This is a genomic window from Streptomyces sp. NPDC059957, assembly GCF_042730015.1.
Classification (GTDB): Bacteria; Actinomycetota; Actinomycetes; order Streptomycetales; family Streptomycetaceae; genus Streptomyces.
This window is the reverse complement of sequence record NZ_JBHWMB010000010.1, coordinates 117,967-133,817: the sequence shown is the minus strand read 5'-3', so window position 1 is coordinate 133,817 and position 15,851 is coordinate 117,967. Positions and strand designations below refer to the sequence as shown.

General features: G+C 74.1%; 10 protein-coding genes. 3 read left to right on the top strand and 7 right to left on the bottom strand.

From position 1 onward, the window contains the following. Nucleotides 1-165 precede the first annotated feature (165 nt). The 5 genes from ACFWBW_RS09760 to ACFWBW_RS09740 all read right to left on the bottom strand — a co-directional run bounded on the left by ACFWBW_RS09760 (nucleotide 166) and on the right by ACFWBW_RS09740 (nucleotide 5,336). Nucleotides 166-1,425, bottom strand: a complete 1,260-nt coding sequence (locus ACFWBW_RS09760; protein ID WP_385370086.1) for a cytochrome P450 — start codon at nucleotides 1,423-1,425, stop codon at nucleotides 166-168. A gap of 186 nt (nucleotides 1,426-1,611) precedes the next feature. Continuing rightward, on the bottom strand, nucleotides 1,612-2,175 hold the full coding sequence (locus tag ACFWBW_RS09755) for a protein phosphatase (protein WP_385370084.1): 564 nt from the start codon (nucleotides 2,173-2,175) through the stop codon (nucleotides 1,612-1,614). A gap of 40 nt (nucleotides 2,176-2,215) precedes the next feature. After that, nucleotides 2,216-3,073, bottom strand: a complete 858-nt coding sequence (locus tag ACFWBW_RS09750; RefSeq protein WP_385370082.1) for a hypothetical protein — start codon at nucleotides 3,071-3,073, stop codon at nucleotides 2,216-2,218. Between the two features lie 218 nt (nucleotides 3,074-3,291). Further along, complete coding sequence (locus tag ACFWBW_RS09745; RefSeq protein WP_385370080.1) at nucleotides 3,292-4,173, bottom strand: DUF4436 family protein; 882 nt, start codon at nucleotides 4,171-4,173, stop codon at nucleotides 3,292-3,294. Further along, the gene (locus tag ACFWBW_RS09740; RefSeq protein ID WP_385370078.1) at nucleotides 4,170-5,336 is read right to left on the bottom strand and encodes an agmatine/peptidylarginine deiminase; all 1,167 of its coding nucleotides are present in this window, start codon (nucleotides 5,334-5,336) and stop codon (nucleotides 4,170-4,172) included. The genes ACFWBW_RS09745 and ACFWBW_RS09740 overlap by 4 nt, the downstream gene beginning before the upstream one ends. A gap of 264 nt (nucleotides 5,337-5,600) precedes the next feature. Between ACFWBW_RS09740 and ACFWBW_RS09735 the strand changes: the two genes are divergently transcribed. Further along, a complete protein-coding gene (locus ACFWBW_RS09735; protein ID WP_385370076.1) occupies nucleotides 5,601-7,337 on the top strand; it encodes a serine/threonine-protein kinase in 1,737 nt (578 codons plus the stop codon). Between the two features lie 140 nt (nucleotides 7,338-7,477). On the opposite strand, the gene ACFWBW_RS09730 is transcribed toward ACFWBW_RS09735, so the two are convergent. Further along, entirely contained in the window at nucleotides 7,478-11,062 is a 3,585-nt protein-coding gene (locus ACFWBW_RS09730) for a S8 family serine peptidase (RefSeq protein WP_385370074.1), read from the bottom strand. Nucleotides 11,063-11,248: 186 nt separating this feature from the next. On the opposite strand from ACFWBW_RS09730, the gene ACFWBW_RS09725 reads away from it, so the two are divergent. Further along, nucleotides 11,249-12,733, top strand: coding sequence for an MFS transporter (locus tag ACFWBW_RS09725; protein WP_385370072.1), 1,485 nt, complete (start codon nucleotides 11,249-11,251; stop codon nucleotides 12,731-12,733). An 11-nt stretch (nucleotides 12,734-12,744) separates the two neighbouring features. On the opposite strand, the gene ACFWBW_RS09720 is transcribed toward ACFWBW_RS09725, so the two are convergent. Beyond that, nucleotides 12,745-14,706, bottom strand: coding sequence for a glycosyl hydrolase family 28-related protein (locus ACFWBW_RS09720; RefSeq protein ID WP_385370140.1), 1,962 nt, complete (start codon nucleotides 14,704-14,706; stop codon nucleotides 12,745-12,747). 314 nt (nucleotides 14,707-15,020) lie between these two features. Here ACFWBW_RS09720 and ACFWBW_RS09715 point away from each other — a divergent pair, with 314 nt between their 5' ends. Then, on the top strand, nucleotides 15,021-15,677 hold the full coding sequence (locus ACFWBW_RS09715) for a DUF6629 family protein (protein WP_385370070.1): 657 nt from the start codon (nucleotides 15,021-15,023) through the stop codon (nucleotides 15,675-15,677). Nucleotides 15,678-15,851: the final 174 nt, after the last annotated feature.

Below are 15,851 nucleotides of genomic sequence, written 5' to 3'. Positions count from 1 at the left end.
GATTCCTCGTCGGGTCGGATGAGCGTCGGGCAGGACGGGGGCGGGGCGAACAGATCGGTCGGCAGGCGGGCCGGGCGGCCGGCTGGCCCCCTGGCCGAATGACCGGGTGGCCGGTTGGCCGTGTGCCGCGGGGCCGCCTCGGCGCGGGCGAACCCGGTGCCGGGGTCAGCGACGGGTCAGGCGCAGGCGGATGCCCTGCGGATCCAGGGCCGCGGGGAGCGGGCCCAGGGGGTCGAGCACGGGCCGGACGGGCCGGACCCGGTGTCCGCGCAGCACCTCCGCGCAGAGCGCCGCGGTGACCAGCAGACCCAGCTGTTCGCCGGGGCAGCGGCCGCCGGCATGGCTGAACGGGGCCATCCGGACGTCCCCGTCCGCTTCGCGGGAAGCCCACCGGCCCGGTACGAAGACGTGCGCGGCGGGCACGTGCTCGGGGTCGCGCTGGTGGAACAGCACGGGCAGCACCACACAGGTCCCGGCGGGATGCCGCACGCCCCGCCATTCGGTCTCGGCCCGGGTGATCCGTATCAGGTCGGGGACGGCCGGATACAGCCGCAGCGACTCCCGGACGCAGGCCCGCAGCCGGGGCAGCGCGCCCTGGGCTGAACCCCGGGCCGATCCGGCGGCGCGGGCCTCGGCGGCGACGGCGTCCTGTTCGGCCGGGTGTGCGCCGAGGAGCAGCAGGGTCCGCAGCAGGACGCCGGGGACGAGGTCGAAGGCGGCCAGCCACTCGCGGACCTGCCCGGCCGTGTCCGCCAGGGGCCGGTCCGGCCCGGGCCGGCCGAGGGGGTCCGTATGGCGGCGGGCCCGCCCGATGAGGGTGTGCGGCTCCGCGAGGTCGGCGTACGCGGCGATCCGCGCGGCGGCCCTGTCGGGGGAACGCCCGAGCCTGCGGCCGAGTTCCGCGTCCTCGGCGGCCGCGTCGCCGAGGACGATGCGACGGGCCGCGCGGGCCACGGAGTGCCGTACGCGGGCGAGTTCGAGGGAACCCCCGGCCGTCAGGCGCCGGGCCTCGTCGGCGAGGACCGAGAGGAACGCCCCGCAGGAGGGGTGCACGGTCAGTCCCGCGGCGAGCACGGAGTCGTCGACCTCCCGCCGCCCGGCACCGAGCCCGGCGTGGACGCAGCTGCCGCCCGCCTCCACGGCGGGCCGGGCGGGCGAGCCGACGGGTTCGGCGTAGAACTGCCGGATGTCCTGCGGATCGAGGATGAGCAGGACGGTGCCGGTCAGTCCCCGTACGAGCACGGGCGCTCCGCCGTGCCGCTCGCGCAGGGCCCGCAGGGTGGCGGCGGACCAGCGCGGCCGGCCGGGCCCGGCGTGCCCGCGCACCGCACGGGGCCGGACGCCCACGAAGCCCCGTACCAGGGCGGGCAGCGTATGGGCGGCGGCGAACCGGGCGCTCTCGCCGTGCCCCGCCCGGCCCGTCATACGGGGGCCTCCGCGGCCGGGGTCGGTGGCGTGCGCGCACCGCGGGCGGTCTCGTGGGCCGTACGCATCCGTGTACCTCCGCGCAGCCTGGACTCGACGTTCGGTGATCTCGCGCTCACCGTACGTCGACCGTCCCGGGTCCGCGCCCCGAGGACCACGAGGGGGGTACGGAGGGCCGCGGGCGGGCTACGGAAGGGGCGGGGCTCCCGGTTCGAGACCGGGATCGAGACGGGGGTCGGAGTCGAGGTCGAGGTCGACGAGCAGTGCGGCGACCTCCGGGCCGGCGGCGAGGTAGTCCGTGAAGGTCTCGTTGTGCAGGGCCCAGGGGGAGCGTCCGAGGCGGACCAGGCCGATGGCGGCGGCCGACGCGAGGCCGCCGTCGACGAGGCACTGGGCGACGACCAGGCCGGAACGGTTGTAACCGGCATGGCAGCGCACCAGGATCCGCCGTCCGGAATCGAGGGCCGTGCGGGCGGCGCGGGCGAGCCTGAGGACGGTACGCAGCTGCGCGCCCGTGAGCGGGGCGTCAGGCATCTCGTCGACCAGGTGTTCCACGCGCGGATCGGGGCCGTGGCCCGGGCGGGTGAGGAGGCTGATGACGAGGTCGAACTCGGCTCCGACGACGACCGGCCGCAGCTCTCCGGCGGGGTCGGTCCAGTAGTGGCCGCCCATCCACAGGCCGGGGGCGATCTCGTCCCAGGGGCTCTGCGGACCGGGCACGTCACGGTCCTTCTGGCGGGTCTTCTTCATCGGACTCGGAATATACAACCACCTTGCTGTGTACGGGAGTTCAGGCGAGGGCCGCCTCACGGAAGGCCGTACGGAGCGGGGCCGACGGGGTGCTGGGGTGGAGTACGGCCCAGCGCCGCCCGCGCGGGGAGATCCACAGGGTCGGGCCTTCGCCGTGGGACCAGGATCCGTGTGCGGCGGGGTGCCAGAGGAGGCCTCGGGCGGGTAGCAGTTCCCCGGTGCGGATGCGCAGCGACTGCGCCGTCCAGGCCGGGCTGACGGGGCCGCCCGCCGGGGCGAGGAGGTGGCTCAGGAACCGCCCGAGGTCGGCGACGGGCGCACGCAGGGTCCCCTCGGCGGTGAAGCCCGTCCGGGTCATGCCGAGTGGGCCCCAGACCCGCTCGGCGGCGAACCCGGCGAGAGGGCTGCCGCACAGCCGCTCGGCGAGCCCGAAGAGGGCGGGCGACACCCCGGAGCCGTGGGTGAGCAGGTGGTGCGCGGTGGTTCCGGCGGGCAGGCCGTCGCCCGCTCCGTAGGCGGTGAGCGGGGTGTGCAGGGCCAGCTCGCCCGCGTCCACGAGCATCCCGATGACGGGCCAGACGGCCAGCACGCACACCAGTCCGCCGGCATCGGCGGCGATGGCCGGCTCTCCGGCTCCGGCTCCGGGCCCCTCCCGGACACCCGCCCCGGCCTCCACCACCGCGTCCGGGCCGTCCGCGCCACCGACGGCCCAGCCGGCCCCGGGGTCCGCGTCCCGTACGAGCGCCTCGATCCGGCCGATGCGCCGGGCCGGCTCGGGATCCGTGACCGGCTCGGGATCCGTGACCGGCTCTGGATCCGTGACCGACCCGCACGGCCCGCGCCGCTCGGCCGGCCCGGTCTCGTCGGCCCGGTCGGCCCGGTCGCTCTGGAGCGTCATGGTCAGCCACGGTACGGCGCCGGCGGCACCCGCCCCCGCGCGTCGCGCGGTCCGGTCGCGCCGGGCCACCCGAATGCCCCGCACCCCGCCCGGTCCCGCCGACCGGGGCGCGGGGCCTCGGCGCCCGTACAGCCCGTACGGCCCGCACAGCCCGCACAGCCCTTACGGCCCGCACGGCCCCCGGCCCCGCCGGCAGCGGCTCCGCCTCCGCCTCCGCTTCAGACCCCGTCCGCCGCGGGCTCCGCGCGGGACTCGGCCCTGACCCCCATGACCACGACGGTGGTCAGGCAGAACGCGATGAGGATCTCCGCCCAGAGGAAGGCGAGGTAGTCGAGGAGGCAGCCGATCGGCGGTGTGCCCGGGGCGGTGTTGCGGAAGGCGGCCAGCGCGAACAGGGTGGCGGCCATCCAGCCGAGGGCGGGCCAGGTGAGCCCCTTGCCCCGCGTGACGAGGAACCACCCGCCGATCAGGACGGACACGGCGAGCGCCCACATCGCGATCATCATGAACACCGCGAACACGAGCACGCTGTTGGAGCGGGCCAGCCCGATGTCCAGGACGGCCGCGCCGTCGCTCGCCGTCGAGGCCTCCACCGTGGACGAGAAGAGCACGTCGTTGTTGGAGAACAGGACCCGCACCGGGACCTCCTCCTGGCCCACCACGGCCTCGAATCCGATGTCCGCCTCGTATCCGTCGAACGGATAGTCCGTGATGGAGCCGCCCGTCAGGGCGACTGCCACGTCCCGGCCCGCGATGCGCTCGTGGGCCTTGAAGGTCAGGTCGTCGCGGGTGGCCGCCGAGGTCTGGAGGATGAGGTCGCCGACGGGCGCGACCCCGCCGGCCTCCGCCAGGGCCCCCTTGGGCGTGACCAGGACCCGCAGCACCAGCTCGCGCCCGGCGGCGTCGACGCGCTGGATCGTCGCCTCGACGTCCACCCGGTCGGCGTCGGCCCGGCCCGCGGTGTGGACGGTGTCCTGGGCCTGGCGTTCGCCGAACTGGAGCCAGGCCCCCACGCCGACCGCGGCCACGATCGCGAGTAGGAGCAGCGCCGGCAGCAGCGGGAAGCGCCGCCCGGACGGGCGGCGCCGCAGGGCACTCACGCGGCGGGCTTGCCGGGCTGGTCGTGGGTCGAGCAGTGGATGCCGCCGCCGCCCGAGGCGATCGTGTCGATCGCGACGGGGACGATGTCCCGCTTGGGGAAGTGCTCCTGCAGGATGCCGCGGGCCCGGTCGTCGGCCTGGCGGTCCCCGAACTTCGGCATGAAGACGGAGTCGTTGGCGATGTAGAAGTTGGCGTAGGTGGACACGAAGTCGTCGCCCTCCCCGGTGATCTTGTCCAGGTCGGGCTGCGGCAGGTCGATGATCTCGAACTTCCGGCCCCGGGCGTCCGTCGCCTTCGAGAGGACCGACTTCGCCTGGTCGGCGGAGCGGGACCAGGAGTCCTTCGGGGTGCTCGGGTGGGCGCGGTCCAGCAGGACGACACCGGGCGCGGCGAACCGTACGAGGCTGTCCACGTGGGCGTCGGTGATGTCCTCGCCGCGCACGCCGGCCAGCCAGATCACCTTCTCGACGCCCAGGGTCCGCTTGAGCTCGGCCTCGATGGTGTCCCGGCTCTTGCCGCGGTTGCGGTTGTCGTTGACGATCGAGCTCTCGGTGATCAGCAGGGTGCCCTCACCGTCGGGCTCGAAGGAGCCGCCCTCGGCCACCAGCGGGGCCTGGACCCGGGGGATCCCGTACTTCTGGAGCAGCAGGCGTCCGACCTGGCCGTCGTTCTTGTGCTCCTGCTTGTTGCCCCAGCCGTTGAAGTTGAAGTCGACGCCGATGACCTTGCCCTCCTCCTCGACGAAGACGGGGACGGTGTCGCGGGCCCACAGGTCGTCCACGGCCAGCGGGATCACCTCCACCTCGGAGCCGCAGGCCCGCTGCGCCGCGGCCACCTGCTCGGGCCGGGCCATCATGACGACGGCCTCGTACTCCCCGACCGCCCGGGCGATCCGCGCGATGTCCTCGCGCACGTAGCGCAGGTCCTCCATCCAGACCGCGTCCAGCGCGGGCCAGGCCATGAAGGTGCGGGTGTGGCTCTCCCATTCGGCGCCGAGCCGGCGCTCGGGGCCGGCCGGGGAGGGCTGGGCGGTGCCGGGGGCGGCGTTGGACCGCGGGGCGGCGCTCTGCGAGGGGCCGCAGGCGGCGGCCCCGAAGGCGAGGGCGCCGAGCCCGGCGAAGGTACGGAGGGCGGTCCGGCGCGTGGGAGGCAGGTGGGACACGGGAAAGCTCCGATCGAGGACTGGTGGGACGGCTGTGTCCGGCCAGGACGGGCGCGGGGGGCACGGCACGGGCCGACGGTCCCGGGCCCCTGGGACAAGGGTGCGCCCTCCGTCCGCGAAGGGCCGTGACGCGGGGCGGGTGGTGCGGGCACGTGTCGCCCACTCTGGCACTGACTGAAAATTCAGTCAATTCATGGCACGATGCGCTCAGGTCCCTGCCGCATCGCGGGGCTTCTCGCCCCGCATCGTTGAAAGAGCCACCGCATGTCCGAGCAGCACTCCGGCCCACAGCCGGCCCGTACGGCACTGTCCGCGGACGATCCCCAGGAGATCGGCGGCTACCGCCTGCACGCCCGGCTCGGCTCCGGCGGCATGGGCGTGGTCTACCTGGCCCACACGCCCGGCGGTCGCCCCATCGCCCTCAAGGCCGTCCGCAGGGAGCTCGCCGCCGATCCCGAGTTCCGCCGGCGGTTCGCCCAGGAGGTGGCCAGTGCCCGCCGGATCCACGGCCTGTTCACCGCCCAGGTGATCGACTCCGGGGTCGAGGACCCCACGCCGTGGCTCGCCACCGCGTACGTGCCCGGTCCCTCGCTGCACGAGGTCGTACGGCGCCACGGGCCGCTGCCGGTCCACACGGTCCTGCTGCTCCTCGCGGGCATAGCCGAGGCGCTCCAGGCCATCCACGGGGCGGGCGTGGTCCACCGCGACCTGAAGCCGGCCAACGTGCTGCTCGCGGCGGACGGCCCCCGGGTGATCGACTTCGGGATCGCGCGCGCGGCCGACGCCGCCGCACTCACCGGTACGGGGCTGCGGATCGGCACGGCGGCGTTCATGGCGCCCGAGCAGGCGCTCGGCCGTCCCTCGACGCCGGCGACCGACGTCTTCGCGCTCGGGACGCTGGCCGCGTACGTGGCCGGCGGGACCGCGCCCTTCGGGAGCGGGCCGGAGTCCAGCGCCCTGTACCGGGTCGTCCACGAACATCCCGACCTCGGCAGGGTGCCGCACGAGCTGTACGACCTCGTCTCGTGGTGCCTCGCGAAGCAGCCCGAGGACCGTCCGCAGCCGGCCGAAGTGATCGCCTCCGTGCGGGCGCACCCCCTGGTGTGCGGGCGGCCGGAGTTCACCGACGGCTGGTTGCCCAGGCCGGTCCGGGAGGAGTTCGGGGGCGGGGGCGACGCCGCCCGGCCGCCCGCCCCCGCGCCGTTCCAGGCCACGAGGACGGCCACGGCGCTTGCGGGCCCGGCGGGCGTGGCCCCGGCCGGTCCCGGACCGGGCGCCCCGGGACCGGCGGTCCCCGGACCGGGCACGGGTTCCGGAGCCTGGCCCGACGCACCGGCACCAGCACCGGTACCGGCCCCTTCACCGACACCGACACCGGCGCCCGTCCCCGGGCAGGGCCGCCGCGGACCGGGCCGCGGGCGGCGGCTTCCGCGGCTCCCGGTCCTCATCGTGACCTGCACGCTGCTGGCCGCCGGAGCCGTGTACTACCTGGACGTCCCGACGGGCGGGGCCCCGGGCACCGGCGGCAGCCCCGTCACCGGCCCCACGGCATCCGCGTCCGCGTCCGTGTCGGCGTCCGCGTCCGCCACGGCTACGACCGCGCCCGGTCCCACCCCGGCCGACCCGGCCGCCGCGTACGTGCCCGCCTACACGAAGGCCGAGCTCACCGCCCCCGATTCCGCTTACGAGTTCGACCTGCGGGCGGGGAAGGTGGTGCCCGCTGAGACGGCCGCCTGGTACCTGGCGCGGGACGGCCGGGCCCTGGTCCCCTCCGAGGAGTCGGACTCCTTCGTCTCCGACTCCTCGGAGCTGACGGTGGCCGCCTGCCTGCACGGCATCGAGACCCGCCCGGCCGCCGATCTGCCCTTCACCGCGCTCGCGAAGGCCCGGCCGTTCTGCGTGCGCAGCCCGGACCGGACCGGGATCGCGATCGTGAGACTGGTCGAGGCCCCGGCCGACGACTCGGCCACGATCCTGGTGGACCAGTACCGCCGCGGCTGAAGCGGCCTTCGGGTCCGAAACCCGGATGACGCCGGTCCGGCCCTCGGCAGGGTCTCCGCATGGCCCTGGTGACCCCCGGGGCCTGAACGCGCAGGGCGGGGCCCCCTGAGGAGCCCCGCCCGTTCGCGCTGTCGCCTGGGTCAGCTCTTGTCCGGGCGGTCCGTCACGCGCAGGGAGTTCAGCAGGGGTTTGCCGAAGCCGGTGTGGGTGACGAAGCGGATGTTCAGGGTGCCGTCCGTGACCGTGACCGTATAGGTGCGGGTCAGGGCCGTGTACGTGCCCGCCTCCAGGGAGATGTCCAGGGAGGGCAGTACTTGGGCGCCCTCCGCCAGCACGTCGAAGACGCGCTTGTTCGGCTTCGTGGAGGAGAGCTCCGCGAAGCCGAGCTCCACGGTGTAGGTGCCGTTGGGGACGGCGTCGAAGCGGTATTCGTACATGCCCTCACGGGCGTTGCGGAAGAGCTTCTGGTCGGCCGTGCCCGCGATCGTGCGGCTGGTGGACTGCGCCGAGCCGTTGCCCTGGTAGCCGTACGAGCCCGTCGTGTACTTGCGGTCCGGGGACCAGCCGTCGCCCAGCGAGTCCGTGCTCGCGCCCGTGGCGCCGGCGTCCAGGGCGACCTGGTAGCGCGGGACGACGAGCTTGACGGGGACGGTGAGCACCGGGGTCCGGCCGCTGGCCGAGGTGATCTTCAGGTCGGCGGTGAGGACAGTGCCCGGGGTCAGGCCCGTGGTGTCCACGGACAGGGTGAGCGGGGCTTTGCCGCCCGTCGGGAGGTCACCCGAGGCCGGGGTCGCCGTCAGCCAGGCCGCGTCCTCGGTGGCCGTGAAGGCCGTGCCGAGACCGGGGTTGGTGAGGTCGAGGGTCCGCGTCCGCTTCTGGCCGGGCGGCAGGACGATCTCCACCGCCGGCTTCGCCGGGGTCACCTTGCCGGTGCGCAGGGACCGGGTCACCTGGGTGACGTCGGCCGACTTGACGTCTACGGTGGCCGTCGCCGGCTCGTACTGGGCGGCGGTCAGTGCGAGTTCCCGCGCTCCCGACGGGCTCTGGACCACGTACCCGCCGTCTGCCGCCGTGGTGGCGGAGACCGCGGTGGCGCCCGTGCCGACGGTCACGGTGGCTCCGGCGATGCCGTTGCCGTCGTTCGCGTCGAGCACCCGGCCCGCCACCACCCCGCTCTTGGTGGTGCGGAAGGAGACGGACAGGCCGTCCGTGATGACGGGCGTGTTGAAGGAGTACCGGTAGGCGTCGGTGCCGGTCGCGTTCTCCACGCCGACCGTGGCGGTGGAGCCGCCCTTGATGCCGGTGCCGCCGGTTCCCTGGTAGGAGTACCGGACGGTGCCGTCCTCGCCGATGGCCGCCGAGAAGGAGAACGTGTCGGACTGCGCCGACCAGTGCGACACCTGGCGCCATTCGATGACGTAACTGCGGTGCGGCGCGGTGCCGATGACCGATGTGAAGACTCCGGACCCGCTGCCTGCGGCGCCGACGACCAAGTCGTCCCAGAAGGGGTACAGCGCCGCGTTGGGCGTGGCCGTGCTCGGGATGTCCCCGTTGACGTCACCGGTGTTGTTGCCGCCGAGGCTGACGGTGCCGTTGGTGCCGATCCAGGCCTGCCCGTACGTCTTGCCGTACAGCGGCAGCGGGAAGGGCAGGTCGACGCGCTCGGTGGTGTTGTCGCCGGTGAGCGCGAGCCGCCGGTCGCCCGGCTGGTAGGGGCTGCCGGTCGAGGCGGCGCAGGCGTAGCCGTAGCCGTCGGTGCGTTCGGGCAGGTTCACCGCGACGCTGGTGTCCCCGGCGACGGTGACCGCTGCCGCGCCTGCGGTGAGGCAGCGGGAGGAGTGGGTGGCGTTCACGGTGTACGTGCCGTGCGGCAGGGTGACCTCGAAGCGGCCCTGGGCGTCGGTGGTCGCGGTCACCGGGGTGTCCGCGACGGTCACCGCGGCGCCGGAGACCGGGCCCGCGGGCGAGGCCACGGTGCCGGTGAGCTTCCCGGAGGCCGCCTGGACGAGGTCGATGTCACCGGTGGCGGTGGCGTCCTCGGTCACCGCCACGGTCGCGCCCTGCTGCCCGTAGCCGAACTTCGACGCGGTGAGCGCGTACGAGCCCACGGACAGGGTGGCGAAGCGGTACGTGCCGTCGGCCGCGGTGGTCGTCGTACGGTCGATGGGGCCGTCGGCGGCGACCTTCACCCCGGCGACGGGCTGTCCGCCGGAGCGGACGGTGCCGGCGAGCGCGCCGAGGGCTCCGCGCGGCGCGGAGGTGACGGCGGCGAGCGCGTCGAGCTTGCCCTCACCGAAAACGTTGTTGTCGGCGGCGGTGCCGCCGCACTGGGCGCTGTCGGTGTCCAGCGCGGTGCCGTCCAGCAGTGCCTCGGTCTGCGCGACGTCGCCTTCGAGGGCGGGCGCGGCCGACCAGAGCAGGGCCACGGCCGCGGCGGTGTGCGGGGAAGCCATGGAGGTGCCGGAGAAGGACTCGTACGCGCCGCCGGGGACGGAGGAGCGCACGTTCACGCCGGGGGCCGCGATGTTCGGCTTGACGATCCCGCCGGGGCCGGCGCCGCGCGAGGAGAAGGAGGCGATGGCGCCGTTGATGTCGAAGGCGCCGGAGCTGTAGGAGCTCTGGTAGTCGCCGGGCGATCCGCTGGTGGCGCAGCCGGGTCCGGAGTTGCCGTTGGAGAAGGCCGGGAAGATGCCGGCGGCCCGCCACGTGTCGACGATCTCCTGGTACCAGGTGTCCCCGCCGGGTCCGCCCCAGGAGTTGTTGACGACGTGCGGGGCCAGGTCGGGGCGCGGGTTCTGGCCGTTCAGGTCGGTCGGGGCGACGATCCACTGGCCCGCGGCGAGCAGCGAGGCCTCGGAGCAGGAGTTGCTCTCGCAGCCCTTGGCCGCGATCCACTTGGCCCCTGGGGCCACGCCGATCTTGTTGGCGCCGCCGTCGTCGCCGACCATGGTCCCCATGGTGTGGGTGCCGTGGTCGTTGTTGTCGCAGGGGGCGGCGGTGGCGCAGACGCCCGCCGGGTCGAACCAGTTGTAGTTGTGGTCGTAGGACCCGTCCGCGGCCCGGCCGCGGTACTGGTTGGCCACGGCCGGGTGGGTGTGGTCGACGCCGCTGTCGATGTTGGCGACGACGATGCCCTCGCCGCGCACGCCGAGCTGGTCCCAGACCTGCGGTGCATTGATCCGGTCGATGTTCCACTCGACGGCGTCGGCCGCCGTCTTCTCCCGGGTGCCTTCCGCGGGCTCGGGGAGGGCGACCTGGTCGTCCGCGGCGATCCGGGACACCTCGGGGCGCTGGGCCAGGGCTCCGGCGAGCTTGTCGGTGCCGACGACGCGCAGCGCGTTGACGATCCAGTACGAGGTGTACTCGGCCTTCACGCCGTCCAGGGCCTTGATCACTTCGGCCTGGCTGCGCGCGGCGTGGTCCTTCTTCAGCCGAAGAACCGTTTCTGCTTTCGCGGTGCGGGTCTGCTGCCCGCGCGCGGCGGTGAGGTCGGCCGCGCTGTCGAGGTAGACCCAGAAGACCGCCTTGGCGGAGCCGTCGAGTTGGGTCCGGAGATCCGGCTCGATCTTGCGCTCGGCCGCGCCCGGGGTGGGGGCCGGATCGGGGGCGGCCGCGGCCACGCCCGCGCTCAGGGGCAGCAGCAGGGCCGCGGTGAGGGCGGCGAGCCCTGTGCGCAGGGGTCGTAACCGCGAGCGGGGGGTTCGTCGGGTGTCGCTTCGTGCCACGTGTGGTCTCCTCGTACGCCGTGTGCAGGTCGTGCGGAAAGGGTGTGCGTGACGTGCGCGGGCCATGGTGCGGGAGATGTCATGACCCGTACAAGGGTGCCTAATGAGCCGTCTCACAGCCGGAACAGCACCGGGACCGCCATCGGCCGGGTGGCCGTTCCGGGCCGCGCGGGCCAGCCTGGGGGAATGACCGACCCCGTCCCGGCGCCCTCCCCCGGCGTGCGGCTCGGTACCGCGCAGGGCCGGTGGATCGTACTGACCACCGTGCTCGGGTCCGCCATGGCGCTGCTCGACTCCACCGTGGTCAATGTGGCCCTGCCCGCCATCGGGCGGGATCTCGGCGCAGATCTCGCGGTGCTCCAGTGGACGGTCAACGCCTACCTGCTGACCCTCGCGGGCCTGATCCTGGTCGGCGGGGCGCTCGGGGACCGGTTCGGGCGACGCCGCATCTTCGTGCTCGGGGTGGTGTGGTTCGCGGTCGGCTCCCTGCTGTGCGGGATCGCGCCGAACGCCGGGGTGCTCATCGCCGCCCGCGCCCTGCAGGGCATCGGCGGGGCGCTGCTGACGCCCGGTTCCCTCGCGCTGATCCAGGGCTCGATCCACCCCGACGACCGGGCGCGCGCGGTGGGCCTGTGGTCGGGGTTCGGCGGTGTGGGCGCCGCCGTGGGGCCGTTCCTGGGCGGCTGGCTGGTGGACGGGCCGGGCTGGCGCTGGGTGTTCCTGCTGAACGTGCCGGTGGCCGCGCTCTGTGTCCCGGTCGCACTGCGGCACGTGCCGGAATCGCGGGATCCGGTGGCGCACGGGCGGTTCGACGTGGCCGGGGCCGTCCTCGGCGCGGCCTCGCTCGCGCTGCTGACCTACGCGCTCATCGAGGCCCGGTCGGGCGCCGCGCTCGTGGTGGGCGCCGCCGTGGGCGGCGTGCTGCTGGCCGGGGTCTTCGTGGTGGTCGAGCGGCGGCGGGCCGACCCCATGGTGCCCCCGGACATCTTCTCCTCGCGCCTGTTCACCGCCGTGAACCTGGTCACCCTGTGCGTGTACGCGGCCTTCGGCGGCTTCTTCTTCCTTGTGGTGCTCCAGCTCCAGGTGGTGTCCGGATACTCCGCCCTCGGTGCCGGGGCCGCCCTGCTGCCCACCACGGCCCTGATGCTGCTGCTGTCGGCCCGCTCCGCGCAGCTCGGGGAGCGGATCGGCCCGCGCATCCCGCTGACCCTGGGTCCGCTGCTGTGCGCGGCGGGGATGCTGCTGATGCTGCGGGTGGGTCCGGGGGCCCCGTACGTACGGGACGTGCTGCCGGCGCTGCTCGTGATGGGCCTGGGCATGGCGGCCCTGGTGGCTCCGCTGACGGCGACCGTCCTGTCCTCGGTGGACCCCGGCCGGGCGGGCCTGGCCAGCGGCATCAACAACGCGGCCGCGCGCGCCGCCGGGCTCCTCGCGGTGGCCGCGCTGCCGCTGCTGGCCGGGATGGGGCCGGACGCGTACCTCTCGCCCGGCGCCTTCGACGCGGCTTTCGGGCGGGCGATGTTCTGGTGCGCGGGGATCCTGGCGGTCGGAGCCGCCGTGGCCTGGGCGACCGTACGCTCCCCCGCGCCCGGGGCCTGTCATCCGCAGTGCCGTACCAACTGCGCGGTGACCGCTCCGCCGCTCGAACCCCCGGGAGCGGCGGAGCGGTGATCACCGGGCGCTCACCAGGGGCTCGGCGCCGGCGGGGCGACGACCGGCGGGCGGTCGTCGCAGGTGATGGTGTTGGGCAGTTCCCAGCGGGCGAACCACGGGCCGGTCGTGCCGCCGCCGTCGTTGCCGCCGCGGTCGACGAGGCTGAACTCCGAGCCGGTGGCGGGGAAGTTGAAGGAGCCGCAGTTGTTGACGCCGACGGCTCCCACATTGCGGGCGTCGACGTTCTCGAAGCTCGCCGAGCCGGCCACCCGGGCACTGACCACCGAGGTGCCGGTGCCGTCGACCCGGACGTCCTTGAAGTGGACGTTCTCGATGCGGACCTTGTCCTTCACCGGCCAGTCGCTGACCAGCATGATCGCGTTGTAGGTGTTGTCGAGGAAGGAGTTCCCGGTGACCTGGATGTCGGCCTGGTCGATGTTGCGGTCCAGGGCGTAGAACCAGATCGCGCCGAGCCCGATGTTCCAGTTCAGTTCGTAGGTGCCGGCGCGGGCGGTGGTGTTGCCGTCGATGCGCAGGCTGCCGGTGAAGGGTTCGGCGCCGAAGCGGGAGCCGACGTGCAGGGCGCTGCCCTCGCGGACCGGGTCGGCCACGAGGTTGGCGGAGACGGTGGTGTCGGCGCCGCCGTAGATCGCGATGCCGTTGGCCAGGGTGGGGCTCTGCACGGTGTTGTGGTCGAAGGTGTTGCGGGCGTTCGTGGTCTTCTCGGCCCACATCGCGAGGCCGTCGTCGCCCGTATTGCGGACGAAGTTGTCCTGGACGAGGGAGTCGGTGACTCCGGTGTGGAGGTTCAGGCCGTCGGCGATCTGGTCGGCGATGACGTTGCGGGTGACCTTCACGTTGCTCATCGGGCCGTCGAACCAGAGGCCGACCTTGGTGTGGTGGATGTACAGGGAGTCGATCGTGGAGTCGCTCATCGCGCCGCCGACGCCGTTGACCTGGTCGGTGTCCACGCGTTCGCGGACGTCGCCCTCGATGGCGAAGCGGGAGAGGTGGACGCCCCGGCTGCCGCCGTCGGCGGCGTCCTTGCCGTAGAAGCCGACGCCCTTGCCCTTGACCGTGGTGTACCAGCTGCCTGCGCCGGTGACGGTGACCCCGTCCACGATGATGTGGCGGTTGACCTGGTAGGTGCCCGGCGGCAGGTAGACCGGGAGCCGGTGGCGCTTGGCGAAGGCGATGGCCCGGTCGATGGCGTCGGCGGAGTCCCGGCGTCCCGTCGGGTCGGCGCCGAAGAGGAGGGCGTTCGCGGCGGCCGCCTCCACGTGCGGGGCGCCGACGCGCTGCGAGTCGAGCAGGTCGATGACCGTCCAGGCGGCGGGGCTCCCGGCCGGGACGGTGAGCCGGATCTTGTCGCCCGCCCGGTAGGTGCGGCCCAGGAGCAGGCGCTGCTCGTCGTACATGTGGGTGGGGCGGAACGGCTTCGCGATGACCGGGGCCGGGGTGGTGGCCGCCGGGACGCAGGCACACTCGGTGATCCACCAGTCGGGGTGCAGGAGGTCGGCCTGCGGGTCGTTGCTGAAGGGGTACTGGTTGTACAGCCAGGAGTACTGCGAGGTCAGCGTCATGGAGCGGCGGTTCTTGCCGTTCACGGTGACGTCGAGCGGGGCGGTGATGCCGCCGCCGGCCGGGGCGTCGGGGAGGCTGTAGCGGACGGTGAGCGCGTCGGCCGCCGCGGGCAGGGTGAACTCCACGTACTGCCCCGGCACCAGCCGGACCGCTTTGCGTCCGGAGGCCTCGGAGGGCAGCGAGTAGGCGGTGCGGTCGGGGCCGATGAGCGTGCCGGTCGTGACGGCGTTCTCCGCCTCCTGTTCGGCGAAGTCCACCCTGGCGCCGCGGCCCTCGGCCAGTGCGGGGTCGAGGGCGGCCCGGGTGACGGCCGTGGGCGCCGCGGGGTCCGCGGCGGCGGGCCGGGCGGCGGCCGGGCCCGCGGCCAGGGCGCCGAGGCCGAGGGCGGAAGCCGTGAACGCCGCCAGGAGGGCGGCGGCCCGCTTGGGGGCGGCTCTTCTCCTTGCGGCGCCGCCTGCGGCTACGGCTTCGGGCACGGGCACGGCTACTGCTTCGGCTTCGGCTTCGGCTTCGGCTTCACCCACGACTTCGGCCACTGGTTCGGGGGCTCTTGCGGCGGGGCTTGCGGCTCTTCTTGGAGGCATGGCCCGGACAGTAGGACTCCGCGCGCAAACACAGCAAGAGTCATGCAGGATTCTTCTCCATCTTGTCGACTTCTTCCAGCAATCCGTGGTGTGACAGACACTCACCTCTCGGCCTACCGTGGGATCGGGAGGGCCTCATGTGCTGGAGCGCGACGGCCAATCTGACGGCGGGCGCGGTCATCAGCGCCGTCGGAATCGCCTGCCTGGTGCGGACCCGGCGCGCCCGTGACCTTCCCGTCGCCGCGCTCCCGCTGATCCTGGGCGTGCACCAGCTGATCGAAGCCGCCGTCTGGGACTCCGGCGGCGGCTGCGGGCCGGCCACCACCGCCTGGGCGGTGATCGCCCTCCCGCTCCTGCCCGTGTGGGTGCCGCTCGGGGCGCTGCTCGCCGCCGCGCCCGAGCTCAGGCCCCGACTGCGCCGGCCGGCCGCCGTCGGACTCGCCACCGGCGCGTACCTCTCGTACTGCCTGGCGACCCGCCCGGTGAGCGCCGAGGTCCGCGGCCACACCCTCGGATACGGGGTGAACGTCCCCTGGATGCCCCTGGCCCTGGCGGGCTATCTGTTCGCGACGCTCGGCGCCCTGCTCCTCTCGGGGGACCGCCGCCTGCGCCTGCTCGGCCTCCTCATGACAGCCGGCGCCCTCGCCTGCGCCGCGCTGTGGAGGCTGGAGTTCGCTTCGACCTGGTGCGCCTTCGCCGCGGCCGCCTCGACGCTGATCCTGGTCTGGACCGGCGACCGCGCGCGTTCCCCTTCTGTACGCGAGGGCGCCCGGCGAGGCGCGCCGAACCTGTAACACCGGCCCGGACGACGAACAGGAGCACCCGGCGAAGGTAAAAAGATTCGGCCGCCGCCCGCGGGCCCACCTTGCGGTTTGTCGCTTTTCGGCCTCGGCGCCCACCGGATGCAGCCACGGCGGAGTGGCTGGGTGGGCCGAGAACCCCGCCACTGCGGTGCGGCGCGGTTTCCC